Source organism: Aquamicrobium lusatiense (genome assembly GCF_014201615.1).
GTDB lineage: Bacteria > Pseudomonadota > Alphaproteobacteria > Rhizobiales > Rhizobiaceae > Mesorhizobium > Mesorhizobium lusatiense.
On record NZ_JACHEU010000001.1, the window covers coordinates 2,025,825 to 2,049,783 of the forward strand.

29 protein-coding genes, 1 tRNA gene and 1 pseudogene are annotated in these 23,959 nt (G+C 60.4%); 15 read left to right on the top strand and 16 right to left on the bottom strand.

The window, feature by feature from the left end; all coding sequences use genetic code 11:
* Nucleotides 1-273 precede the first annotated feature (273 nt).
* Nucleotides 274-591, bottom strand: a complete 318-nt coding sequence (locus HNR59_RS09675; protein WP_183829198.1) for a hypothetical protein — start codon at nt 589-591, stop codon at nt 274-276.
* A 105-nt stretch (nt 592-696) separates the two neighbouring features.
* On the opposite strand from HNR59_RS09675, the gene cysE reads away from it, so the two are divergent.
* Nucleotides 697-1,542, top strand: coding sequence for a serine O-acetyltransferase (gene cysE / locus HNR59_RS09680; protein WP_183829201.1), 846 nt, complete (start codon nt 697-699; stop codon nt 1,540-1,542).
* Nucleotides 1,543-1,650: 108 nt separating this feature from the next.
* Nucleotides 1,651-1,854: a DUF3126 family protein gene (locus HNR59_RS09685; protein WP_183829203.1), complete on the top strand. Its 204-nt coding sequence runs from the start codon at nt 1,651-1,653 to the stop codon at nt 1,852-1,854.
* Between the two features lie 30 nt (nt 1,855-1,884).
* On the opposite strand, the gene HNR59_RS09690 is transcribed toward HNR59_RS09685, so the two are convergent.
* Complete coding sequence (locus HNR59_RS09690; protein WP_183829206.1) at nt 1,885-2,622, bottom strand: hypothetical protein; 738 nt, start codon at nt 2,620-2,622, stop codon at nt 1,885-1,887.
* Between the two features lie 128 nt (nt 2,623-2,750).
* On the opposite strand from HNR59_RS09690, the gene HNR59_RS09695 reads away from it, so the two are divergent.
* Nucleotides 2,751-3,284, top strand: a complete 534-nt coding sequence (locus HNR59_RS09695; RefSeq protein WP_183829209.1) for a gamma carbonic anhydrase family protein — start codon at nt 2,751-2,753, stop codon at nt 3,282-3,284.
* Between the two features lie 142 nt (nt 3,285-3,426).
* Here HNR59_RS09695 and HNR59_RS09700 read toward each other — a convergent pair whose 3' ends face one another.
* From HNR59_RS09700 to HNR59_RS09710, 3 genes are all read right to left on the bottom strand, one after another.
* Nucleotides 3,427-4,032, bottom strand: a complete 606-nt coding sequence (locus HNR59_RS09700; RefSeq protein WP_183829212.1) for a transglutaminase-like cysteine peptidase — start codon at nt 4,030-4,032, stop codon at nt 3,427-3,429.
* A gap of 358 nt (nt 4,033-4,390) precedes the next feature.
* Nucleotides 4,391-5,008 (bottom strand): PilZ domain-containing protein, encoded by a 618-nt coding sequence (locus tag HNR59_RS09705; RefSeq protein ID WP_183829215.1) that lies wholly within the window; start codon nt 5,006-5,008, stop codon nt 4,391-4,393.
* A gap of 103 nt (nt 5,009-5,111) precedes the next feature.
* Nucleotides 5,112-5,750 (bottom strand): PAS domain-containing protein, encoded by a 639-nt coding sequence (locus HNR59_RS09710; protein WP_183829218.1) that lies wholly within the window; start codon nt 5,748-5,750, stop codon nt 5,112-5,114.
* Nucleotides 5,751-6,160: 410 nt separating this feature from the next.
* On the opposite strand from HNR59_RS09710, the gene HNR59_RS09715 reads away from it, so the two are divergent.
* From HNR59_RS09715 to HNR59_RS09730, 4 genes are all read left to right on the top strand, one after another.
* Entirely contained in the window at nt 6,161-6,883 is a 723-nt protein-coding gene (locus HNR59_RS09715; RefSeq protein ID WP_183829221.1) for a rhomboid family intramembrane serine protease, read from the top strand.
* Between the two features lie 108 nt (nt 6,884-6,991).
* Entirely contained in the window at nt 6,992-7,423 is a 432-nt protein-coding gene (locus HNR59_RS09720; protein WP_183829223.1) for a CBS domain-containing protein, read from the top strand.
* Nucleotides 7,424-7,591: 168 nt separating this feature from the next.
* On the top strand, nt 7,592-9,091 hold the full coding sequence (gatB, locus tag HNR59_RS09725) for an Asp-tRNA(Asn)/Glu-tRNA(Gln) amidotransferase subunit GatB (protein ID WP_183829226.1): 1,500 nt from the start codon (nt 7,592-7,594) through the stop codon (nt 9,089-9,091).
* On the top strand, nt 9,092-9,574 hold the full coding sequence (locus HNR59_RS09730; RefSeq protein ID WP_183829229.1) for a GNAT family N-acetyltransferase: 483 nt from the start codon (nt 9,092-9,094) through the stop codon (nt 9,572-9,574).
* A gap of 41 nt (nt 9,575-9,615) precedes the next feature.
* Here HNR59_RS09730 and panC read toward each other — a convergent pair whose 3' ends face one another.
* Complete coding sequence (panC, locus tag HNR59_RS09735) at nt 9,616-10,470, bottom strand: pantoate--beta-alanine ligase (RefSeq protein WP_183829232.1); 855 nt, start codon at nt 10,468-10,470, stop codon at nt 9,616-9,618.
* 1 nt (nt 10,471) lies between these two features.
* The gene (gene panB, locus HNR59_RS09740) at nt 10,472-11,305 is read right to left on the bottom strand and encodes a 3-methyl-2-oxobutanoate hydroxymethyltransferase (RefSeq protein ID WP_183829235.1); all 834 of its coding nucleotides are present in this window, start codon (nt 11,303-11,305) and stop codon (nt 10,472-10,474) included.
* A 179-nt stretch (nt 11,306-11,484) separates the two neighbouring features.
* Between panB and HNR59_RS09745 the strand changes: the two genes are divergently transcribed.
* Entirely contained in the window at nt 11,485-11,883 is a 399-nt protein-coding gene (locus HNR59_RS09745; RefSeq protein WP_183829238.1) for an NADH:ubiquinone oxidoreductase subunit NDUFA12, read from the top strand.
* 114 nt (nt 11,884-11,997) lie between these two features.
* Entirely contained in the window at nt 11,998-12,441 is a 444-nt protein-coding gene (locus HNR59_RS09750) for a DUF2155 domain-containing protein (RefSeq protein ID WP_183829241.1), read from the top strand.
* A 112-nt stretch (nt 12,442-12,553) separates the two neighbouring features.
* Here the strand turns inward: HNR59_RS09750 and radC are convergent, their stop codons facing one another.
* Both radC and map read right to left on the bottom strand, forming a co-directional pair.
* Nucleotides 12,554-13,309, bottom strand: a complete 756-nt coding sequence (radC, locus tag HNR59_RS09755) for a RadC family protein (RefSeq protein ID WP_183829244.1) — start codon at nt 13,307-13,309, stop codon at nt 12,554-12,556.
* 66 nt (nt 13,310-13,375) lie between these two features.
* Nucleotides 13,376-14,203: a type I methionyl aminopeptidase gene (gene map, locus HNR59_RS09760; RefSeq protein ID WP_183829247.1), complete on the bottom strand. Its 828-nt coding sequence runs from the start codon at nt 14,201-14,203 to the stop codon at nt 13,376-13,378.
* 162 nt (nt 14,204-14,365) lie between these two features.
* On the opposite strand from map, the gene HNR59_RS09765 reads away from it, so the two are divergent.
* Nucleotides 14,366-14,722: a DUF982 domain-containing protein gene (locus tag HNR59_RS09765; RefSeq protein WP_425488640.1), complete on the top strand. Its 357-nt coding sequence runs from the start codon at nt 14,366-14,368 to the stop codon at nt 14,720-14,722.
* Nucleotides 14,723-14,877: 155 nt separating this feature from the next.
* Nucleotides 14,878-15,195, top strand: coding sequence for a BrnA antitoxin family protein (locus tag HNR59_RS09770; RefSeq protein WP_183829250.1), 318 nt, complete (start codon nt 14,878-14,880; stop codon nt 15,193-15,195).
* Nucleotides 15,196-15,237: 42 nt separating this feature from the next.
* On the opposite strand, the gene HNR59_RS09775 is transcribed toward HNR59_RS09770, so the two are convergent.
* Nucleotides 15,238-15,543, bottom strand: a complete 306-nt coding sequence (locus tag HNR59_RS09775) for a DUF982 domain-containing protein (protein ID WP_183829253.1) — start codon at nt 15,541-15,543, stop codon at nt 15,238-15,240.
* A gap of 185 nt (nt 15,544-15,728) precedes the next feature.
* Between HNR59_RS09775 and HNR59_RS09780 the strand changes: the two genes are divergently transcribed.
* Nucleotides 15,729-15,980: a DUF6074 family protein gene (locus HNR59_RS09780; protein WP_183829257.1), complete on the top strand. Its 252-nt coding sequence runs from the start codon at nt 15,729-15,731 to the stop codon at nt 15,978-15,980.
* Nucleotides 15,981-16,087: 107 nt separating this feature from the next.
* Here HNR59_RS09780 and HNR59_RS09785 read toward each other — a convergent pair whose 3' ends face one another.
* From HNR59_RS09785 to HNR59_RS09810, 6 genes and pseudogenes are all read right to left on the bottom strand, one after another.
* Nucleotides 16,088-16,297 (bottom strand): hypothetical protein, encoded by a 210-nt coding sequence (locus HNR59_RS09785; protein ID WP_183829260.1) that lies wholly within the window; start codon nt 16,295-16,297, stop codon nt 16,088-16,090.
* A 42-nt stretch (nt 16,298-16,339) separates the two neighbouring features.
* Nucleotides 16,340-16,561, bottom strand: a complete 222-nt coding sequence (locus HNR59_RS09790) for an alkylphosphonate utilization protein (protein ID WP_183829263.1) — start codon at nt 16,559-16,561, stop codon at nt 16,340-16,342.
* A 148-nt stretch (nt 16,562-16,709) separates the two neighbouring features.
* Nucleotides 16,710-16,952 (bottom strand): annotated as a pseudogene (locus HNR59_RS09795) (transcriptional regulator); the annotation flags it as partial.
* A gap of 296 nt (nt 16,953-17,248) precedes the next feature.
* Nucleotides 17,249-17,323 (bottom strand) — tRNA-Glu (locus HNR59_RS09800).
* A gap of 138 nt (nt 17,324-17,461) precedes the next feature.
* A complete protein-coding gene (locus HNR59_RS09805) occupies nt 17,462-18,682 on the bottom strand; it encodes a YcbK family protein (RefSeq protein ID WP_425488641.1) in 1,221 nt (406 codons plus the stop codon).
* A 222-nt stretch (nt 18,683-18,904) separates the two neighbouring features.
* A complete protein-coding gene (locus HNR59_RS09810) occupies nt 18,905-20,746 on the bottom strand; it encodes a PHA/PHB synthase family protein (protein WP_183829270.1) in 1,842 nt (613 codons plus the stop codon).
* A gap of 97 nt (nt 20,747-20,843) precedes the next feature.
* Between HNR59_RS09810 and HNR59_RS09815 the strand changes: the two genes are divergently transcribed.
* Genes HNR59_RS09815 through HNR59_RS09825 form a run of 3 tightly spaced genes read left to right on the top strand, consistent with a single transcriptional unit; the run spans nt 20,844 to nt 23,886 of the window.
* Nucleotides 20,844-21,260, top strand: coding sequence for a hypothetical protein (locus HNR59_RS09815; protein WP_246374551.1), 417 nt, complete (start codon nt 20,844-20,846; stop codon nt 21,258-21,260).
* Nucleotides 21,261-21,308: 48 nt separating this feature from the next.
* Nucleotides 21,309-22,526 (top strand): LL-diaminopimelate aminotransferase, encoded by a 1,218-nt coding sequence (locus HNR59_RS09820; protein WP_183829273.1) that lies wholly within the window; start codon nt 21,309-21,311, stop codon nt 22,524-22,526.
* A 46-nt stretch (nt 22,527-22,572) separates the two neighbouring features.
* Nucleotides 22,573-23,886, top strand: coding sequence for a homoserine dehydrogenase (locus HNR59_RS09825; RefSeq protein ID WP_183829276.1), 1,314 nt, complete (start codon nt 22,573-22,575; stop codon nt 23,884-23,886).
* Nucleotides 23,887-23,959: the final 73 nt, after the last annotated feature.

Consider the following 23,959-nt stretch of genomic DNA (forward strand, 5'->3'; position numbering starts at 1 on the left):
ACCCACAAAAACGCTGCAATTCCCTCACAAGGGAAGGTTTACATTATCTAGCTGGAATACTGATCGCAAACACTAAATATAGTATTAAACGATTAATTTTACCAGCTATTCCGCTTCTCTCCACGCATGGAAAAACGCTCCGCAAACGGCCTCTTCAGAAGGCGGAGTGCGACTGAAACGCGATTGAACGGGAAAAAGACCGGGCTCGAAACTTTCCGGCCGCGTCCGCAACATCGAACGCATGGCCAATAAAAGGCGACTCGCGGGGGAGCGTCAAGCGCTCGTTCGTCCAACTTTTATGACCCCCAACATCTTGTATGTGAAGGGTGTGGATATCGGGGAGAAGCGCGCAAGGCTGTTGCCTGTTGCAATGGCGATCGTGGCGAACCTCGTTTCGGCCTGAGCGCGGCTTTTCATCCGCTGGCGCGACCCGGTTCCATGGTGCGGGTAATGATATGATGAAGGCAGGGCAAGGCCGGATGACGGCGCGGTTCGCATGCGGAATTCCTGCGCTGAAGGCAGATTAAGGAAAATTGGGTTCACCACCTGCCCGATCTGCTCTATATCTGTCGTGGAGTTGGTTGGGGCCATGTCCTGACCCTTTATGTCGTGCCGCGAGGCGCGCGCCGGTTTGCTTCATTCGAGCACCGGTATTCATGCGCCGGCGCCGATACCCGAAGGCGGGGAGTTAATGTCATGAACAGTCTGTTGCGTCACAACGCGCTGCAACCGGTCGATCCCATCTGGCGCTCCATCCGCGATGAGGCGATGGCGGCGGTCAACCGCGATCCGCTTCTGGCGGCGTTTCTCTATTCCACCATCCTCAATCAGGAGAGCCTTGAGGATGCCGTCATCCACAGGCTGGCCGAGCGGCTCGCGCATCAGGATATCGGGGCGGACCTGATCCGCCAGACCTTCGATGCCATGCGCGAAGACGACCGGGAATGGTCGACGGTGGTGCGGGTCGACATTCAGGCCTATTTCGATCGTGATCCGGCCTGCGAGCGCTTTCTGGAGCCTGTGCTCTACTTCAAGGGCTTTCATGCGATCCAGACGCACCGCCTGGCGCATTGGCTGTGGAAGCAGGGCCGCAAGGATTTTGCGCTCTATCTGCAGAGCCGTTCGTCGTCGGTATTCCAGACCGATATCAATCCGGCCGCCCGCATCGGCAAGGGCGTCTTCCTCGATCACGCGACCGGCCTCGTGGTCGGCCAGACCGCCGTCATCGAGGACGATGTCTCGATCCTGCACAATGTGACTTTGGGCGGCACCGGCAAGGCGAGCGGCGACCGGCATCCGAAGATCCGGCGCGGTGTTCTGATCGGGGCAGGGGCCAAGATCCTCGGTAATATCGAGATCGGACATTGCTCCAAGGTGGCTGCCGGCTCGGTCGTGCTGGCTACCGTTCCCCACAACAGAACGGTTGCCGGCGTGCCGGCGCGCATTGTCGGCGAAACGAGCTGCGACGATCAGCCTTCCCGCGAGATGGATCAGCTCCTGCCTTCACAGGCGATGGATCATGTCGTCAGTTTCGACATCTGAGAATGAACTGAACATGACGGGGTTGTGTCGTCACCGCCTCGTCTTTACAGCGCCCTGACCGCGTGCAAGAAGCGCCTCTCACATCCAGTCCCTTAGCGGAGAATTTTTTTGAAACCCGACGAAATCCGAAAGCTCGACGCCTATTTCAAGCGCGTCTTCCAGAATCCGCGCCTTGAAGTGAAGGCTCGTCCGCGCAAGGACGATTCAGCCGAAGTTTATGTCGGCGACGAATTCCTCGGCATCGTGTTCAAGGACGAGGATGACGGCGACTACAATTTCTCGATGGCCATTCTCGACATCGATCTGGGCTGATTTTTTCAGCCCTTCGTGTTCGCTTCACCTTCATTGTTGCGGTGAAGCCGGGGCACCAAGCATGGATGCGGCGAGGTTTTCAACCGCCGTGTCCAGTGCCTGCCACTCTTCCAGAAATCGTTTCGGAAAGCGGTAGGTGAGCGTGAGACGCTCGCCGACCAGAATGTCGCGCTCACACGGGGCGAGCGACTTTTCTGCCGCTTCACCGGTCAGGCAGCGCGCCACGAATGGCTCCCGCCCCTGCCTGTCCGCCACGGCGAGCTTTTCTCCCATATATCCTGAGTTTTCGGAAAACTCGTAGAAGGTGATGCCCGCGGGACCGTTGCGGCCTGGTCTGGCAATCAGCGCGCTGTAGATCGGCGCAAAGCGGCCGCTCATGTCGCGGGACATCATCTGCTCCGAAAAACCGAGAAAGATGATCGAATCGGCCGCGGTCGCGTGATTGAATTCGTCGTGCGACGCCTGCGTATATCCTGCCATCGAAGGATAATGCACATAAAGGTCGAGCCGTTCCGCATTGCCGCTGCGCCTTGCCTGCTCGAAGCGGATCATGTTGGCCGGCACAGCCAGAAGATTGTTCCCGATGACCACGGCGTGGATCGTTGTGTCGTCGGTATGGCCGCCCATCGCCATCCGTTCGCCGAACCATTTTCCGGCGAACGTGATCGCCACCGACAAAATCGCCACAGCGACGAGGCCGTAAAACAGCCGCGACGTCAGCGAGGAACCGACGACCTTGAATTCGTTCGGGGCGACGGCGTCTTTCATCTTGCTCCGTGAAATTGTTGCAGTGGCCGCGAGAAACAGCGGCGTATCAGGTGAGACTGTGGAGATTTATGGTAAAGGGAGGGTAAAGAAACGGCTGCGGCAACCGTGCCGGTCTGACAGGAGAAGATATGCCCACCTACGCAATCGATGCAGCAGAGCCCAGCTTCGAGGACAGGGACACCAACTGGCTTGCCCCGGACGTGACGCTCATCGGCAATGTCCATGTCGGTCGTAATGTCGGCATCTGGTTCGGTACCGTCATCCGTGGCGACAATGAAGCGATCGTGATTGGCGAGGATACGAATGTGCAGGAACACACGATCATGCACACGGACCCCGGCTTCCCCCTCACCATCGGCAAGGGCTGCACGGTCGGCCACCGCGCGCTGCTGCATGGCTGCACCATTGGCGACAACAGCCTGATCGGCATGGGCGCGATTGTCCTCAACGGCGCGAAGATCGGCAGGAACTCGCTTGTCGGTGCCGGCGCGCTGGTTACGGAGGGCAAGGAATTTCCCGACAATTCACTGATCGTCGGTTCTCCGGCCAAGGTGGTGCGAACGCTGGATGAGGCAGCCATCGAGCGGTTGCGGCAATCTGCCGGGCATTACGTGGCGAATGGCCGCCGTTTCAATAAAGGTTTCAGAAAACTCGAAGACTGACCCTGACGACAACCGTCTGCGGCCTGAGAAAACGGAGCCGGCTCCGGTTAAAAGCCGGCTCCTGAAATCCGGTCGTCGGGGGGGGGCGGGGGGACTCGACCGGATTTTTGGCGGAAAGCCAGCCATTCAGCTTTGGCTGAGGTCAGCGGACGGAGGCCACCGCGTCGGCGCGGCCATCGGTGATTGAAACCCACACACCCGAATTCTGCGCGGACTGGCGCTTGAGGTAGGTGTACTGGGTTTGCGACCACGCCAGAACCCGGCTTTCGAGATTGTCGAGGATGAAGTCGCCCATGCTGGTGTGGACGGTCAGAACCGCGTGGCCTTCGCCATTGGGCTGGCGCACGACGGTGATGAGCAGGTTGCCGGCCGGCACACCGGCCTGCATGAGGCGGCGGCGCTTTTCCAGCACATAGTCCTCGCAGTCACCCATGCCGTTGACCGGGTAGGACCAGACTTCCTCTCGACCCCAGATTTCCATGTCGGTCATGGGGATGACGCTGGTGTTCACGTCGTTGTTGACGGAAATGATCGTTGCCCACAGCTTGCGGGTGAGTTCGACCGGAGCTTTCTTCGCAGTCTTCTGGCGGCATTCCTGCGGCAGACCCTGACAGAACTCATAGTGTCCGACCGGCTGTGTGGTGCGGCCGCCCGTAGGCATGAAGCTGTTGCCGGCATGGGCGCTGCCCAGCGTGGCGATCAGCATCGTCATGGCCGTTATAAGCGAAGCGCCCCAGTTGAAAGTCATTGCGGTGTCTCCCCGTTTGAGGAGACAATGACAGGTCCGGATTTATTTGGCGCAAAGTACCGAAGAAGACATTGAGTAAAACATAGATCATTTTAAGAGAAAACAAGAATAAAATAATAAACAAATTTGATTCAAATTTTATCCTTTCTGGCAAAGCATGGGCGCATGTCTGCGCCTGAAGCGGCAGGGCGCAACTCGCCTGATTTCGTGGGTTTTGCCCGGCGATGGGTGGCGAAGACGTCCACCCGGGAAGCTGAGGTGTGTTAACGTCTGATGGGCCCGGCAGGAGTGTCAGCAGGGTTGACCGGCGCAGAAGAAGCCCAATGCGGGAAACCGCTCCCGCTTGACGCGACTATTTTCAGCCGAGTGTCGTGTTGAATTCCGCGTTCAGGGATTCGGGCCGTTGGACGACGGCGAACTCGATGGCCACCCCATCTTCGAAGTGGCGTACGATCTGGCCGCGCATGGTGCCCAGCGTGACCTGCACGCCGATCGCCGGCTTGACCTCGATCTCAACCGCGGCACCAGACAGCGACAGGTCGATGATCCGGCAGGGATACTGGCGACCGTCCATGAGGCGCAGAACGCTGATCGGGTTGCGCGGCGCGATGCGCTCATGGCGGCGATCTTCCGGCAGATCGAGCTCGTGACGGTTCGCGAGCCATGTGAGCTGGGCGGCAAGTTTCTCGCGCTTGCGCTCGGAGGCAAGCACGGTCATGGCAAATCCGTCCTGAAAGGTGCGAACGATAATGCCTTCAACGCGGCCGATATGGTCGATATAAGCGATAATGCGCTCACCCGGCTCGCCGATGCGGTCCGTGCGCAGAGCCATATTGCCGGGCGACATTTCAATGACCTGACAGGGGTGTTCGGAGCGGTCCTCAAGCATGAAGCGTCCGTAGACCTTGACGCGAACGCGCTGGAAGCTGCGCCTTTCGGCAACAGACGGCGCGAGGACCTTCGCCGCAGAAACCATAACTGCCTTCACCCCACTGGCCGTCCCGCCTTTCGGGCGGATTCCTGACCAGATTATGAATGGGGAAAGTTAACAACCGGCAAACAAGGCATCTGCAGGGCGCTTACTCGTCGCGGCCGCCGTCAAGCACCAGCAGGTGACGTATCCTGCGGGCCTTGCCGTAACCGGCAATGGTGCTGGCCGTGTCGAGATCGACAGGTGCGAGTTCCGGCGCCTCGATTGCAGGACGCTGAAAGGCTTCGGTTTTCTCGGTAGCGGGGTCCACGACGCGCAGGGCTTCGATGACCGCGTCGTTGATGGGATCTGCACCCAGCCAGAATGGCTTGTGCGCGGGGGCTGCGACGCCCAGGCAGCGTGAGCTTCCGATTCCGCTTTCCAGAGGCAGGGCCAGCAGTTCAAAGGGAAGGGCGCGTCCTGCCTGACTGATTGCCTCGTAACGGATCAATATCACCGCGTGCCTGTCGAACACGTTGTCGAGCAGGCGGGCGACCAGCCTCTGGTCTTTCGGACGCCAAAGCGAAGGGAAGCTGAAACCTTTCAGTTCCCGCCCATAAGCAGCACACAGCCGTGTTCCCGCCAGGCGGAACACGGCCTCGCCACGCGTATCCTTTTCAAGAATAAAAGTATCGGCAAGCAGCTTTTTAATGTCTGCCGGCTCGATCTCCGTGCGCTGTGGCGCAGAACGGTCCCCGCGCAGCCGATTCCAATAATGGAACAGTGCAATGGATCCTGCGAGTTTCATGTTCGCTCCGCTTCGTGCAATCTGAAGTCTGATTGTCCCAACGATGAACAGGAGGACATTTCCGACTACCTACATGCGGTGCGGAGCATAAACCGTGCCAGCTTTGAGGCGGCTTGTTCACGGATCGAGGCCGTTAAGGTTAACAAACGGTTTAGATTGCGGCCACGCATGACATGTGAGACTTTGAATTCATTCCAGAAAACGGCCTGCCGGAAAGCGGCGGCGGTTTTCCAGTCAGAAGTCCAGGGGAGCCCAGGGGCTCGATCGGCCGTTCAGGACATGTCCTGAACGGCCATTTTTTTGATTCGATTCGCCTGTTTCAGAAGTCCCGTCCGCGCTGTGGCGACGATTCGCCGTTTGGAAAAAGCCGGTGTGTCGCCTACATCGCATCTCTCAAACAGGACGATATCATGAGCCAGCCCGAGCCCTACATGCCGACGCAGCCTGCGATGCAGCGCCGCGAGCCGATGTTCAACCTGCCGGGCATCGTGATTGCGCTTCTGGTGCTCTGCACCGGCATACATGTGCTGCGCACCTATGTTCTGACCGCCGAGCAGGATTTCGAGCTGATCATCCGCGCCGCATTCGTGCCGATCCGCTATTCCGGTGACTATGTGCTGGATGTCTATGCGTTCTCCAGCCCCTTCACCTATGCGCTGCTGCACGGAAGCTTCGCGCACCTTGCCGTCAACATGGTCTGGATGGCGGCGTTCGGCGCACCGCTCGCCAACCGGCTGGGGGCAGTGCGCTTCGCGATCTTTTTCGCGGTGACAAGCCTCGCGGCCGCTTTCTTCTTCTATGCGATCCACCCGCTGGGGCAGAACCCGCTTGTCGGCGCTTCCGGCGCCATTTCCGGCATGATGGGCGCTGCCGCGCGCTTCGCCTTCCGCATCGACCGTTCTTCAGGCAAGGGCGCCTTTGCCGGCGATCCGCTGCCGATGGGCGAAATCGTGCGCTCGCGCAGCGTCGTGACCTTTCTGGCGGTGTGGATGGTCATAAATCTCGTCACCGGCCTTGCCGGGTTCGTTCCGGGCGAGGAATCCCAGATCGCATGGGAAGCGCATATCGGCGGTTTTCTGGCCGGTTTCTTTGGGCTGCGTCTTTTCGAGGCAGGTCCGCGCCGTCGCTTCTGACCGGTTGTGTCTCCACGGAAGCTTGAAAAGCTGGCGGGCCGGGCGCACCATGTCCCTGCGAACGTCATGGCCGGAGGAGCGGTCCGGCCGAACGCAGAGGAGGACGCAATGACGGTTAAAGCTATTCTCGCCCAGAAGGGGCACGACGTTTTGACGCTCGGGCCTGACGAAAAGCTCGCCGAGGCGATCCACAAACTCGCGGCACACCGCGTGGGTGCGCTGGTCGTCACCAATGAGGAGGGCCGCATCGTCGGCATCATCTCCGAGCGGGATATCGTACGTGTCATGGCCGCCCATGGAGCTTCGGCGCTCGACATGGGCGTCCGGGACGGCATGACGGCTAAAGTAAAAATCTGCCACGAGCACCACACCATCACCGAAGTCATGGAAGTCATGACGGCGGGCCGCTTCCGCCACCTTCCCGTTGAAAAGGATGGCAGGCTGGACGGCATTATTTCCATCGGTGACGTGGTGAAGCGACGCATAGAGGATGCGGAGCGCGAGGCCGAGGAGATCAAGGCCTATATCGCCACCGCATAGGAGGCTTGCCAGAGCCTTCCAGAGTTTAGCTCGAAAACTGCCAGAGCCGGCTTTATGCCGGCTTTGTGCTTGTCTGGCAGCCGGGTTTGCAATAGCCAAGCGATACGATCTATATCCGCCGGGTAAGCAAGCCTATTCCGGCATATCCGAAAAGACGACAGGCCGCACATGACCCTCGTAGACACCCGCACGCCCGACGCAAAACGCCTTATTCCCGGCGCAACCGGAGACTGGGAGGTCGTCATCGGCATGGAAGTCCATGCGCAGGTGACGTCGCAGTCGAAGCTTTTTTCCGGCGCTTCCACGGCGTTCGGCGCCGCGCCCAACGCCAATGTGTCGCTGGTCGATGCGGCCATGCCCGGCATGCTGCCGGTGATCAACGAGGAGTGCGTGAAGCAGGCGATCCGCACCGGCCTTGGCCTGAAGGCGCAGATCAACCTGAAGTCCGTCTTCGACCGCAAGAACTATTTCTATCCCGACCTGCCGCAGGGCTACCAGATCTCGCAGTTCAAGCAGCCCATCGTCGGCGAAGGCCAGATCATCGTCTCGGTCGGGCCTGATAAGAAGGGCGAGTTCGAGGACATCGAGATCGGCATCGAGCGTCTGCATCTGGAACAGGATGCGGGCAAGTCGATGCACGACCAGCATCCCACCATGTCCTATGTCGACCTGAACCGTTCCGGCGTGGCGCTGATGGAGATCGTGTCGAAGCCCGACATGCGCTCGTCCGACGAGGCGAAGGCCTATCTGACCAAGCTGCGCACCATCGTGCGCTACCTCGGCACCTGCGACGGCAACATGGATGAAGGCTCCATGCGCGCCGACGTGAATGTTTCGGTGCGCCGTCCGGGCGAAGGGTTCGGCACGCGCTGCGAGATCAAGAACGTCAATTCGATCCGCTTCGTCGGTCAGGCCATCGAATATGAAGCGCGCCGCCAGATCGCTATTCTGGAAGATGGCGGCAAGATCGATCAGGAAACCCGCCTGTTCGATGCCAACAAGGGCGAGACCCGGTCCATGCGCTCGAAGGAAGAGGCGCATGACTACCGCTACTTCCCCGATCCGGATCTTTTGCCGCTGGAGTTCGATCAGGCTTATGTCGATGCGCTGGCGGTCGATCTGCCGGAACTGCCCGACGACAAGAAGACGCGGCTGATCGAAAAGCTCGGCCTGTCGGCCTACGATGCCTCGATCCTCGTCTCCGAAAAGGCGATCGCCGACTATTTCGAGCAGGTCGTGGTTGGACGCGACGGCAAGCTGGCCGCCAACTGGGTCATCAACGACCTGCTGGGCGCCCTCAACAAAGCCGGCAAAGCCATTGAAGAGACTCCGGTTTCGCCCGATCAGCTGGGCGCCATCCTCGACCTGATCAGGGAAGGCACCATCTCCGGCAAGATCGCCAAGGATCTGTTCGAGATCGTCTGGAACGAAGGCGGCGATCCGCGCGCGGTGGTGGAACAGCGCGGCATGAAGCAGGTTACCGATACCGACGCCATCGAGAAGGCTGTGGACGAGATCATCGCCGCCAATCCCGACAAGGTCGAGCAGGCGAAGGCCAAGCCGACGCTGGCCGGCTGGTTCGTCGGTCAGGTGATGAAGGCGACCGGCGGCAAGGCCAATCCGCAGGCCGTCAACGATCTGATCAAGGCAAAACTGGGCCTCGAATAGATGTTCATCCGCACCGCCGGAGAACGCGACCTGGAGGCGATCAAGGCGCTTCTGGCTGAAACCTGGCACGCCACCTACGATGCCATCTACGGCCGGAAGCGTGTGAACGAGATCACCGCCGAATGGCATTCGATGGCTGCGCTGAGGACGCGCCTGACGCACCCGCACTCCGAATTCCTTGTCGCCGATGACGGCAAGGCCATCGCCGGGATGGCATTCGCCGCTTCTGTAGATGAGGGCAGGGTGGTGTGGCTGCGTCAGCTCTACGTGCTGCCCGCACAGCAGAGACGCGGCATCGGCGCCATGTTGCTCGACGAGGTGTCCGAGAGCTTCCCCGAGGCCAGCCTGATCCGGCTTGAGGTCGAAGCGGAAAACCTGAACGCAATCGGGTTTTACCGCGCACAGGGCTTTATCGTGTCGGATGCCGCTGAAACGACGCAGGATGAGGTTTCGGTCGTGGTGATGGAAAAAGCGCTCGCCTGATCAGCGAGCGCCGATATTGCCGTGCCGATGGACGGCAACGCTCAAGCCACCGCGGCAATTTCCACATTGTCGATCAGCCGCGTGCTGCCAAGCCATGCGGCAACGAGCAGCCGCCCCTCGGCTGAAGGCTGCCATGGTCCCAGCGAACCGCTTTCGCGCGCCGCTACATAGTCCACGCTTCTGAAACCCGCATCCAGCAGGGCCTGCCCGGCTTTCGCTGCTTCCTGCTCTGGATCGGCTCCGCGCGAAATCGCGCTGGATGCCGTGCGCAGGATGACGTTGAGCTTGCGGGCGGTGGTGAGCTGTGCCTCATCCAGATAAGCGTTGCGCGAGGACATGGCGAGGCCGTGCTCATCGCGAACCGTCGGCGCGCCGATGATCTCGACGGGAATGTCGAGGTCACGGCACAGTTGCTGCACCACGCATAGCTGCTGATAATCCTTCTGGCCGAACACGGCGCAATCGGGTGCGGCCTGCAGCAGGAGCTTTGTGACGACCGTTGCCACGCCCTCGAAGAAGTGCGGGCGAAAGTCCGTTTCCAGTCCGGCGGAAGGCCCCGCTACCGACACTTTGGTCGCAAAGCCGGCCGGATAGATTTCGGCAGGCGTGGGCGTGAAGGCAAGCTGCACGCCGACTTCCGCCAGCCGCTCGATATCCCGCTCAAGCTGGCGCGGATATTTGTCGAGGTCTTCTGTCGGTGCGAACTGCGCGGGATTGACGAAAATCGACACGATGCAGCGATCGGCGCGCGAGAGCGCCTCGCGCATCAGCGAAAGATGCCCCTCATGCAGTGCGCCCATGGTCGGCACCATGGCGACGCTCAGCCCCTGCCGGCGCCAGTCTTTCACCTGCGCGCGCAGATCCGCGATGGTCGGTGAAATATGCGGTCCGCTCATGTCAGCCCTTCGGTGTCTGCTTGCGGAACACATGGTCCGCAGTCGGGAAGGCGCGGGCGCGTACTTCGGCCGCATAGCTCATAGCCGCCTTGGCAACCTCGTTGCGCAGATCGGCATATTCCTTGACGAATTTCGGAACCCGGTCGATGGTCAGACCAATGGCGTCGTCGATCACCAGCACCTGCCCGTCGCAGGCCGCACTTGCTCCGATGCCGATGGTCGGGATCGAGAGAATCCGCGTGATTTCTGCGGCAAGAGGCTCAATCGTGCCCTCGATCACCACGGAAAACGCGCCGGCCTGTTCAACCGCGCGCGCATCCGCCAAAAGCTTTGCCGCACTTTCGTCGGTCCTGCCCTTGATCTTGTAACCGCCTTCTTTCTCGACGGACTGGGGCTGCAGACCGATATGGCCCATCACCGGAATGCCGGCCTTGACGATAGCGGCGATTCGGTCGGCCATGTCCATGCCGCCTTCCAGCTTCACGGCATGGCAATGCGTTTCCTCGAAAATCCGCTTGGCACAGGCCAGCGCCTGTTCGGCCGAATCTTCGTAGCTGCCGGCTGGCATGTCCACCACCACGCAGGCATTGCGCACCCCGCGCATGACGGCCTGCCCATGCAGGATCATCATGTCCATGGTGGCGCCAAGCGTGTTTTCATGGCCGTGCAGAACCATGGCCACGCTGTCGCCGACCAGCAGCAGATCGACATGCGGGTCCAGAAGCTTTGCGACCGGATAGGTATAGGCAGTGAGGCACACCACCGGTTCGCCGCCCTTGGCGGAGCGGATCGCCTCGGTTCTGGCGTGCGATTGCGCCGACAAGACAGGTGCCATTCTCTCCCTCCGGTATTTTGCCGCATGGCCCCGATGGGCTGGCAGCATTAGAAATATGACAGGGGCTTGGCAAGGCGCATTGTGCACCGCAATAGCAAAAGGCTTGCCCAAAACGCTTGTCATTGCCATATGGCAGGGTCATAAGCAGCGGGCAGGCGGTTTTGCCCGGCGAGGATTGGATGAAAAAGTTTCTCCTGCAGATTTTCACCTGGTGGAACGGCCAGACGCTGAACACGCGCTTCTATACGTGGCGCAAGGGCAAGCGCGTCGGTGAAGACGAATTCGGCAACGTCTATTACGAAGGCGGGGTCAATTCGGAAGGGCGCACGCGCCGCTGGGTCATTTTCAACGGCTATTCGGAAGCCTCGGCCATTCCGCCGGGCTGGCATGGCTGGATCCATCACCGCGTTGACGTTCCGCCGGTCAGGGAAGACTACAAGCCCCGCGACTGGCAGAAGCCGCACCACGCGAATCTGACGGGAACGCCGGCGGCCTATCGTCCGAAGGGCTCGATTCTCGGCACAGGCCATCGTCCGCAGGTTACCGGCGATTATGACGCCTGGACGCCGGGCGCCTGAGGAATCCAGTGCTGCGTGGCTTTTGTTGCCACATTTTGTGTTTAGCTGGTTGCCTCATCCGCAACGCCCGCTAGCGTTTCGAATCATCGCTGGCGCAACAATCGGTGTTTTTGCATGAGGGAATTCGGCCGTATCTGGCAAAGCGCTGCGGCGTCGGTCATCGCCGCCTGCGCATTTTCGGCACCGCTTCATGCTGCCGAATCCACGGTCGCAGAGCGCGTGAACAACGCAGTTGCCGAGTTCGCAGGGCTAGACAAGATCACTGGCCGCATCATCACCTTCGATGTCTACATCGACGAGACCGTCCAGTTCGGCGCGCTGCAGGTCACGCCGCGCGTCTGCTATTCCCGCCCGGGTGCTGAAGCTCCGAAGACGGATTCTTTCGTCGAGGTCGATGAAATCACGCTGGATCGCAAGATCAGGCGCATCTTCACCGGCTGGATGTTTGCCGAAAGCCCGGGCCTCAACGCCGTGGAACACGCCGTCTATGACGTGTGGCTGAAGGACTGCAAGCAGAAGTCCGACGTTCCGGCCCCGGACGCTGCAGGAACGAACTGAAGCTGAGCCTTAAAGCGTGTCGTGACCGTCAGGACCGCTCCCCGCGCTTGGAGTTCCTGTTTTCACGGATGCCGTTGTCCCGAAACAGGTTCCGACTTCAGGTCGACAGGCCTTAGATCAGCAGCAGGCCTTTCATCGAGGCATAGCCCTTCTTGCCGATGATGAGATGGTCATGCACGGCTATGCCGAGGCGCTTGCCCGTCTCGATGATTTCCTTCGTCATGTCGATGTCCGCGCGCGACGGTGTCGGATCACCCGAGGGGTGATTGTGGACGAGCACAATGGCAGTTGCGGAAAGCTCCAGAGCGCGCCTGATCACCTCACGCGGATAGACGGGCGTGTGATCGACCGTTCCGGTCTGCTGTACTTCATCGGCTATCAGTCCGTTCTTCTTGTCGAGGAACAGGATGCGGAACTGTTCGCGCTCCTCGAAGGCCATGGCGGCCTTGCAATAGTCCAGAACCTGCGACCATGAAGTCAGCACCTCGCGCCCTTTGATTTCGCCGAGCACCATGCGCTGGGCAGCGGCCGCGATGACCTTGAGGTCCAGAGCAACGGCCGGACCAATCCCTTTCACTTCCTGCAGAAGATTGATGGGAGCACCCAGAACTTCCGCCAGCGAACCGAACCTTGCAAGCAGCGCCTTGGCAACGGGTTTGGTGTCTGAGCGCGGGATCAGGCGGAACAGCAACAGCTCAAGAAGCTCGTAGTCGGGCAGGGCGCCCTGTCCTGAGGTGAGAAAGCGTTCGCGCAGCCGGTCCCGGTGTCCGAGATAGTGCGGCTTCTCGTCGGCTGAGGCGCTTTTGCGAAGCTCGGGCATTGGCTGCTCCGCCAGAAACCCGTGCGAATCGCCGCCGTTCTTGCTCATACGCCCCCCGACACACCCATGCAGACCCCCATAACGCGCAGGCCACCTTTGCCGGCGGCCCTGATGTTAGGACGGCAGGCCGGGTCGGTCGAGCCCCTTGGGTGACAAGGTGAATATCTCGCAGCCCGTTTCGGTCACGCCGATGGAGTGCTCGTACTGCGCGGAAAGGGAGCGATCACGGGTCACGGCGGTCCAGCCATCGGACAGCACCTTCACATGGGGCCGGCCGAGATTGATCATCGGCTCGATGGTGAAGATCATGCCGGGGCGCATCTCCACGCCGTCGGTGACGTTGCCGTAGTGCAGGATATTCGGCGAATCGTGGAAAAGCTGGCCGACGCCATGGCCGCAGAAGTCGCGGACCACGGAGCAGCGTTCGCCCTCGGCATAGGCCTGAATCGCGGCGCCGATAGCGCCGGTGCGAACGCCGGGCTTCACCGCCGCGATGCCGAGCAGCAGGCACTCATAGGTGACTTCGAGCAGGCGCTCGGCGGCGCGCTTGATGGTGCCAACCGAATACATGCGGCTGGCATCGCCATGCCAGCCATCCACGATGTAGGTGACGTCGATGTTGACGATGTCGCCGTCGCGCAGCGGCTTGTCGTCGGGAATGCCGTGGCAGACGACGTGATTGATGGAGGTGCAGGTCGACTTCGTATAGCCGCGATAGTTCAGCGTTGCGGGCAGGGCGCCATTGTCCATGCCGAACTCGAACACGAAACGATCGATCGCATTGGTCGTCACGCCGGGCTTGACGATGTCGACGAGCGCGTCGAGGCAGCGCGCGGTCAGGTTGCAGGCCTTGCGCATGCCGGCAAAGCCTTCTTCATTGTAGAGGCGGATCTGCCCGGTATTGCGAAGAGGCGCGGTCTCGGCGTCGAGATAAGTGGTCATGGCTTCCGGCGACTGACTTCAGAATTGATTTCCCCATCATTTGGCACCGATTGCCTTCGTCTTCAACCCATCGCCCGAAACGGGGGTGTTTTCGGGAACCACCGGGACCCCGCTGCATTTACCAGACAGCCGGCACTGTGGCGGCAATCATGGCGCTGACCTGTGAAAGCCGATGCCGCCTCACCATATTCTCACAGGATCGGCCGAAACGGGGAAAAGCAAATGGACAGGCTACAGTTTTCAGTTCCGGTGCGTCTTTCATTGAAGGACGGGCAGCCCGTTGAAGAGATTTACTGCGTCGACCAGGCGCTCGCCTTTCTCCAGAACTGGCCGGTGGGCAGGCAGGGGCCATTGTTTCAGGCAGCTTTCGATGCCTGCTTTGGCGCGAGCGTCGATGTTGTTTCCACTGAGGAGGCGCGCAAGGCGTTCGCTGCGTTCTGTCGCGTGAGCGACCTGCTTGCCAAAGATGCGGTGCTTTCGGATCGAGGCGGCGAGGAGCATCGGATCCGGCCGGCCTGACGCTAACCCGTCGCTGACCCACAACTTCGATCGATCCATAAAAGTTTAGTAAAAACAGATATTTATTTGAATACAATCTCGCTGTTCATATTAATCATCCAGCGATAGGAATCGCGAACAACCTGCTGTCGGGGGCGCAGACCGGAAGCAGCGAGATGTCGATTCGCGAGAAACGATTCAGTATCGTCCTTGATCCCACCAATCTGTGGACTGTGTGGGATGGCGAGGAAGAGACGCCGGCGGTGTTCGGCGACAGGGTGCTGTGCAGCCTCTCCGAAAGCGAGGCGCGCTCGGCATGTGATGTTCTTAACGCCATTGATGAGCGCCGCCGCTGGCGCCGCCCCAGCCCTGTGCCGCAGGAGGGAATGCGCATGGAAAATGTGCTGGATCCGGAGGTGGTGGCCAAGTTCAAGGCCACCGGTCCCGGCTGGCAGTCGCGTATCAACGAGTTGCTGCGTCAGGCGAAGATCTGAGGCGATGGCATAGCGGCAAAGCGCTCGCGAAAATCACCTCCGTCATGCTCCGCGTGCGCTGCCCGCCGTCGAACTGTTCACCTGAGACCACGGCATGGTTGTGGTGATGTCTTCGAGGATTCGACTGGATTTTGCGAAGCCAACGAATGCGGCGCGTGCCGCGGCAAGCGGATAGTCCGTTTCGAAGGCTTTCTGGCAGGCACGCAGCGCTGTGGCATGGATGGGGCCACGCCGTTCGCCCGGCCACTCGTATAGAAATTCGAGTGCATCTTCGAGGCATGCGATCTCCTGTATAAGCCCGCTGCTTTGCTTGACGAAAACGGGGCTGTCGAACGTCCTTGTGCTCATCAGGTCCTCCTGAATCCGAAGAGTTTGCGAATTGAATGGGGTGGCGCGCCACGGCGCGGCTTCACCTTGTCAGGATATGTTAACCCTGAATCGGGGTTTCAAGGCCGAGCGCGTATCGATTTGAAGGACGATAATTCGTTCCGCGTTCACCATCTGTAAACCATGATGGCTCAAGCATGCCTCCCATGGCTGACTTGATTCCTTTCCCCCTTCATTCCCGCACCCGGCTTATCCGGTCCCTCGTTGACGACCTCAAGGTCGTGCACGGCCCTGCGGCCAATCTGTTCTGGCGCGAGCGCATTGCCGGCATCGTTCGTGAAATGCGGGGAGCCGGTCTCAGTGACGATGCAATCCGCACCGAGATACTTGGCTTGCAGGATGCGGTTCAGGCGGAGCTTCAGGGAAGCTACCTGCAACAGCGCGATGGTACGGCCTGATCACCGGAAAACACCTTCGGGGCAGGCCTGCAAGCCAGACGACGGTGTCTGGCTTGTCATCAGTGCGCTTGTTCGGGACGTGAAAGCGACCAGAAAAGGCTGACGCCTCAGCGCCGGATCGAGCCTGTCATGAAGGGATCGACCGCGGCGGGAAGGGACCTCGAAGGCTCTCTGGCCGAAAGAATCGCCAGCGCAAGCAGGCCAACGAAAACAGGTGCGAAGAGCACACCGACCCGCGCCAGGCAGATCAGTGTCTCCCAGCGGCGCGGCGCTTGTTTTTCGTCATTTTGGCTCATGCTTTCGGGTATGGAGTGCAAGAGTCAATGTTCCGTTAAAACGCGCTGTGCCTCTCCGCTTGTTCACGCCTTCCTGACGAATTCGGTCTTCAGGACCAGACCCTTGACCTGCTTGGTATTGGCTTCGATCTCGCCCGGATTGCCGTTCAGGCGGATGTTCTTGACCATCGTGCCGCGCTTGATGGTTTCCGACGTGCCCTTGACCTTCAGGTCCTTGATGAGGGTGACGCTGTCGCCTTCATTGAGCTGGTTTCCGTTGCTGTCACGAACCACGATGTCGGTCATAAGAGTTTCCTTTCAGATATGCATGATGAAACACCCTGTCAGGCAGGGTGCTGATCCGGGGCTTGAGGACTGATCAGAAGTCGTCGTCCGCGACGATCCCGCCTTCGCCTTCCAGCGTTGCGATTCGTCTCACTTCGGAAGCGCTGAACTTCAGCCGGACGCCAGCGCCGCCGCCATTTTCGGGAATGAAACGGATGCCCAGCTGCTCAAGAGCAGCTTTGACGGCGCGCACATTGTTTGGGAGACCGCCGGCCGGGCCTTCGCTGGATTCCATGCGCCGCAAGGTTGTGATGGAGATGTTTGCGAGCCGCGCCAGCCTGTCCTGACCAATGCCCGCCAAAACCCTTCCGGCTGCGATCTGCCGCCCGCTGACCTGCTCTGCTTCGCTCAATTTCACAACCCGTCTTCCGCCAGCCCCATCGCGACCATATCACGGCAGGCTGTCCGATCAAACCGGACCACACAGATCGGCCAGAGGGGAGATATTCAAGGGCGGCGCTCCCGAAGGAGCATTGCCTGAAGCCACCCCCGCAAGCTCGCCCGAAGGTCCGCCGCTGCCGAACTGATCGCATCGGCAGCCCTCGCATGCCAATGACGATTTGCAAAAGCATGTTACGGGCAAGGCTGACAGCGCACGAGCGACCGCTTGTGCGACGTACCGGGTCTGGATGAAGTGCTTGAAAAATCTGGTACGCCCAAGGGGAATCGAACCCCTGTTTGCGCCGTGAAAGGGCGCCGTCCTAACCGCTAGACGATGGGCGCGTTCAGATGTTGGCGGTATATAGTTGGGTTGTTTGAAAGGGGCAACCCATCATCCGGCTCTGCGACAACTTTTTTCTCGAAATGCTTGTGGAGAAAGCCGTTTTTTCGATATCGCCCGAAAAATTCCGGGCGGGAAGCTTATTTGCGGCGACGGCAGCGCCAATCCCAGTCACGCTCGGGGCCGACATCCACATGAACCGACTCGGTATGGCAGTAGGTTCCAACGCCACCGCGTCCCGGCATAGAGCGCAGATAGGTGGCAAGCTCCCACTTGCTGACGCCCGGAACCTGCACGTCGGCGGCTGCGCAATACATGTGCAGTGAATTCTTCGCGCCACGTGCGCGCTGGTTGCGGGAGGGGTCGCGATATCCTGAAGTGACGATCAGCTTCTTGCCGTAGTGGTTCTCGATGCTCTTGAGCACACGCACCAGCGAAGGCTTGAGACACGCGACGTCCACGCTCTCCGTCTGTTTCAGAAGGCCGTTGGGTGCAAGGCGGGCGAGCCCAGCTGCCGAAGCCACCTGATAGGTGGCCGGGCCTTCATCCTCATTGATATCGACATCGCTGTCGTCATCGATACCGGATTTGCGCTTGATCTCGAAAAGGGCGTTCTGGCGAACGCCGGGAAGGGAATCACCGGAGAAATTGCTGCGCGTCGCGCTCGCGGAGGCAATCACGGGCTTCGCAGCGCCGGTCGAGGCGAGCGTTACGACCGGCTTGGCGGCGGTTTGCGCCGGAACGACCGGGTTCGACTTTGCTGCAGGAGATGCTGAAGCTGAAGAGGCACCGAAGAAAGAGGCAAGGAAGCCCTTCTTCTTTTGCGGCGCCGGCTGCTGCGGGGGTTCGGTGGCGGTTACGAAAAATTCTACGGGTTTTTGCTGGACCTCAGCCGGCTGTGCAGTCTGGACGGAGGCTGTTTGAACCGGTTTTGCGTCAGGCACCGGTTCTGTTGCCGTTGCCACTGCGGGCGTTTCTGCGGCTGGAGCCGTTTCCTGCGGAGCCTGTGTCTGACCCAGCGCTGCAGCCTGGGCCTGAAGCGTGTGCGCGGCCTCACCGTTCACGGCTTCCATCGCTGCAACCGAAGTCGAGGGTTTCTGCGCCGGCATGAAAGCGACCTGATCAGGCAAATCGGTGTCACCCTCGGCGCTCATCAGCTGCTGCGGCTCGGCGGCGGCTGCTGATTCGCCGGCGAAAGCGGCAGAGGATGCGGGCGTAAGATCAGTTGCATTGTAGCCCGGCATGCCGACAGACAAAGTCGGATCGACGGTCGACGAGCAGGAAGCAAGGAATATGGACAGGAGGGCAGCGGTAACGAACCGGCATTCACCTTTTGCGAGGCGCGATCCTGCTGATTTCAAAACAAAACTCCCTTGCATTCCGTCCGATGTCGTATCGACGCAGGCGTTTGAGGCGTCAGCATCGATCTGATCGTGTCCCCGGGTTCGCAAACGGGACCTGTGTCAAATCGGCAACCTTGCTGTGAATTCGGCGACTATCGACAGAATAAGATTACCAGAGAGTTGACGCAGCCATTTCACCCGCTTGGCGTCGGTCGTCAACTCACCAGACATTACAGATTGTTACACACGCACACGGACATATGTGCCGGGCGCCTCATCCAGAGGCTGAATCCGCTGTCCGGGAAGGCGGGCATCCACGCGATCCGCATCCTGGCTTTCGATCCATCCGTGCCAGTGCGGCCACCAGGAACCCGGGGTTTCCTTGGCATGCGCGAACCATTTGTCGAAATCGCCTTCGGGCTTGCCGCCGGTCCAGTACTGGTACTTGTTGAGATGCGGCGGATTGATCACGCCGGCGATATGGCCCGACCCTGCCATCACATATTCCACATCGCCGCCGAAGAATTTGCAGCCGAGGAAAACGGACCGGGCAGGGGCGATGTGATCTTCCTTGGCCGCCAGATTATAGACGGGGATGCTGATGTCGGCGAGCGATATGGTGCGGCCGGCAAGCTGCATACGTCCCGCTGAAAGATTGTTCTCCAGATAGCAGTTGCGCAGATAGAAGGAGTGGTTGGCCGCCGTCATGCGCGTGGAATCGGCGTTCCAGTACAGCAGGTCGAAGGGCATAGGGTCTTTGCCGCGCATGTAATTGTTTACGACATAGGGCCAGATGAGGTCGCTGGAGCGCAACATGTTGAAGGCCGTCGCCATCCGGGTGCCGTCCAGATAACCCTTTTCCTGCATGGCGCGTTCCAGCGCGCTGATCTGATCCTCATCGACGAACACCTTGAGGTCGCCGGCATGGGTGAAGTCGACCTGCGTTGTGAAGAAGGTCACGGAACGTACCCGGTGGTCGCCTTCCTGCGCCATGAGGGCCAGCGCGGCCGAAAGCAGGGTGCCGCCGACGCAATAGCCGATGGCATTGACTTCACGCTCGCCGGTTTCCTTCTCTATTGTGTCCAGCCCGTATTGCAGGCCTTCTCTGATATAGGCCTCCCAGTTCTTGGCACCGTGGCGTTCGTCCGGGTTCACCCATGAGATGACGAACACGCTGTGACCCTGCTCCGTGGCCCAGCGGATAAAGGATTTTTCGGGATTCAGGTCGAGAATATAGAACTTGTTGATCCATGGCGGGCAGATCAGCAGCGGCCGCTTCAGCACCTTGTCGGTCGAGGGCGCGTACTGGATGATTTCGGCGACGTCGCTTCGGCCCACCACCTTGCCCGGCGTGACGGCGATGTTCTCGCCGATCGAGAAGCGCTTGTAGTCCGACTGCCGCAGTCTGAGTTCGCCTTTGCCGGCGGCGATGTCCTCGGCCAGCATCTTCATGCCGCGAACGAGGTTCTCTCCATGTGAGGCCATGGTTTCGCGGAACAGTTCGGGGTTCGTGAACAGAAAATTCGACGGCGACATGGCTGCCGAAACCTGTTTGACGTAGAAATTGGCCTTCTGCCGCGTGTGTTCGTCCAGCCCTTCTGTCTGGTGCACGAGATCGGCAGCCCATCGCGACGTGACAAGATATGTCTGCTTGAGAAAATCGAAAAAGGCGTTGCGGCCCCACTCAGGGTCCTGAAAGCGCTTGTCGCCGCGCTCCGGCTTTACGGCATCCTCGACCTGCGGCGTGTCAGGCGTCGTGTTCAGGCGCTGGATGGCCTTGCTCCACACGTCCATATAAGCGGCAAACAGGCGCGTCTGCGCCTCCAGCGCCCGCTGCGGATCGGAAAGCCAGTATTCGCTGAGCTTGGAGAAGGTTTTCACCATGTCGGCCACCGGCTCGGCCATGTGGTCGCGAACCTCGCCTTTTTCGCGAGGCTCCACCCATGCCGAGGCTGCCTTGCCGGCCTGTTCGATCATGCGGGCGAGATTGAGCGCGAAAAGCTCAGGATCCTTCACCAGATATTGCTCGATGGAGGAATGATTGTCGCTTTCGCCTTTGCCTTGGCCCGCTTTTTCGGACATGGTTCGCGCAACTCCTCCCTGACCCTGTGGTTGACATGCTATCATGACTAGGCGGATAGGGTCCAACACGGTCTACCCCGGATTTTACGGATTTACGATGACAGCTGGTATCGAAAAAGCGGCAGGCTCAAGGGTGCGATATTTCCTTGCAATCGCAGTGGCAGCAACGGCCCTCGGCCTCTCTGCCTGCGCCAGTAACGGGCCTTCCGGCAGCAGCGCTCAGGGCGCCTCCTCGCTGGCCAGCGGCAATGTGGTTGGCCCGCGCGATACCGGCTCCTATCCCAACCTGAATATAAAGCCGGGGCAGGCGGCCCCCCAGTTCACTGATGCGGAGGCGCAGGCCAAGCTAAGGCAGCTTAATGCCGAGCGTGCATCCGCGCAGAATCCGGCCCGCTCCAAGGGCGTGAAGGATGAAAGCGCGGCCCTGCGCAAGCTTGCTGCGACGCATGGTCCCGATACGCTGAGGCAGATCGAGGGCAAATGCGATCCCGCCCTCGACCCGACCTGTAAATAGGTCTATACCGCGCACCTGTTTTTACGCTTTCCGATCGCTGGAATTGCCATGGAAGAATTTCATAAAGTCCGCCGCCTTCCACCTTACGTGTTCGAGCAGGTCAACCGCCTGAAGGCGGCCGCGCGAGCCCGTGGCGCGGACATTATCGACCTTGGCATGGGCAATCCCGATCTGCCGACGCCGAAGGCGATCGTCGACAAGCTGTGCGAGGTCGTTCGCGATCCGCGCACGCATCGTTATTCCTCCTCGCGCGGAATTCCGGGTCTCAGGAAGGCGCAGGCCAATTACTATGCCCGCCGCTTCGGCGTGAAGCTCGATCCCGACACGCAGGTCGTGGCCACGCTCGGCTCCAAGGAGGGCTTCGCCAATATGGCGCAGGCCATCACCGCGCCGGGCGATGTCGTGCTGTGCCCGGATCCGACCTATCCGATCCATGCCTTCGGTTTCATCATGTCCGGCGGCGTCATCCGCTCGATGCAGGTCGAGCCGAATGATGACTTCATTCCGGCGCTGGAGCGTGGCGTTCGCCATTCGATCCCGAAGCCGCTGGCTCTGATCCTGAACTATCCGTCGAACCCGACGGCGCTGGTCGCCTCGCTCGACTTCTATAAGGATGTGGTCGCCTTCGCGAAGAATAACGACATCATCATCCTCTCCGATCTCGCCTATTCGGAAATCTATTTCGACGGCAACCCGCCGCCTTCCGTGTTGGAGGTTCCGGGCGCGATGGACTGCACCGTGGAGTTCACCTCCATGTCGAAGACCTTCTCCATGCCCGGCTGGCGCATGGGCTTCGCCGTCGGCAACGAACGGCTGATCTCGGCACTGACCCGGGTGAAATCCTATCTCGACTATGGCGCCTTCACCCCCATTCAGGTGGCCGCGACCGCGGCACTCAATGGCGACGGTTCCGACATCGCCGAGGTGCGCGAAGTCTATCACAAGCGCCGCGACGTGATGGTGGACGCCTTCACGCGCGCCGGCTGGCCGATTCCAGCGCCCGCGGCCTCGATGTTTGCGTGGGCTCCCATTCCGGAGAAGTATCGGCATCTCGGCTCTCTGGAATTCTCCAAGCTCCTGATCGAACACGCCGATGTCGCCGTCGCTCCCGGTGTCGGGTTCGGCGAACATGGCGATGACTTCGTTCGCGTGGCGCTGGTCGAAAACGAGCATCGCATCCGTCAGGCAGCGCGCAACATCAAGCGCTTCCTGTCCATGGACGCCGCTCAATTTCAAAATGTGGTTCCGCTTTCAGCCCATCGCTGACGGCCAGCTACACTCTTGAACATCTGAAGAAGGGACTGAGCCTGTCATGGCTGAAGCATTGCGCGTTGGAATAGCTGGCCTCGGCACCGTGGGTGCCTCGGTCGCACGGGTTCTGGCGGAAAAGGCCGCTGAACTCACTCGCCAATGCGGCCGGGACATTATTGTCAGCGCGGTGTCAGCGCGCGATGCCAGCCGTGACCGCGGCGTCGATCTTTCGGGCGCGAAATGGTTCGATGATCCGGTGGACCTCGCATGCAATGCCGATATCGACGTTTTCGTCGAACTGATCGGCGGGGAAGAGGGCGCAGCCCGCGCCAGCGTCACCGCCGCACTCGAAGCCGGCCGTCATGTCGTCACGGCAAACAAGGCTCTCCTCTCCCGTCACGGCGTGGAACTGGCGGGCATTGCGGAAGAGCGCGGCATTCTCCTCAACTACGAGGCGGCAGTCGCCGGCGGCATTCCGGTCATCAAGACCATGCGCGAGGCCATGGCCGGCAATACGGTCAGCCGGGTGTTCGGCATCCTGAACGGCACCTGCAACTACATCCTTACCCGCATGGAAGCGGAAGGCCTGTCCTTCGAGGACTGCCTGAAGGACGCGCAGCGCCTTGGCTATGCCGAGGCCGATCCGACCTTCGACATCGAAGGCAACGACACCGCGCACAAGCTGTCGATCCTCACCAGCCTTGCCTTCGGCAGCCGTATCGCTCCCGACGACATTTATCTCGAAGGCATCTCCAATATCACCCAGGCCGACATCCGCGCTGCCAGCGAACTCGGCTATCGCATTAAGCTGCTGGGCGTTGCCCAGCGCACCGAAACCGGCATCGAGCAGCGCGTGCACCCGACCATGGTGCCGACGGCATCGGTCATCGCACAGGTGCATGGCGTCACCAACGCGGTGGCGATCGAGACGGATATTCTGGGTGAATTGCTGTTGTCCGGCCCCGGTGCCGGCGGCAACGCCACGGCGTCCGCCGTCATCGGCGACATTGCCGACATCGCCAAGAGCCGTCCGGGGTTCCAGCATGGGCCGGTGTTCGGGCGCCCGGCGAAGGAACTGCATCCTTATGTCAGGGCGCGCATGCGCACGCATGAGGGCGGCTATTTCATCCGCCTGACCGTGCATGACCGCGCCGGTGTCTTCGCCGCCGTCGCCACGCGCATGGCCGAGAACGAGATTTCTCTGGAATCCATTGTCCAGCACGCCAACGGCGCCAACCCTGAAACGCAGAAGACCGTCATCCTCGTCACCCACGAGACCACGGAAGCGGCGGTGCGCAGGGCCGTGGAAGGTATCGTCGCGGATGGACATCTGGTCGACAAGCCGCAGGTGATCCGTATCGAACGGGCCGGATAGAGCATGTTGCAGTCAGACGGAATCGTCTGACGTTGCACAAATGCGGCCGGGAAAACAAGCTGGAGCAGCGGGG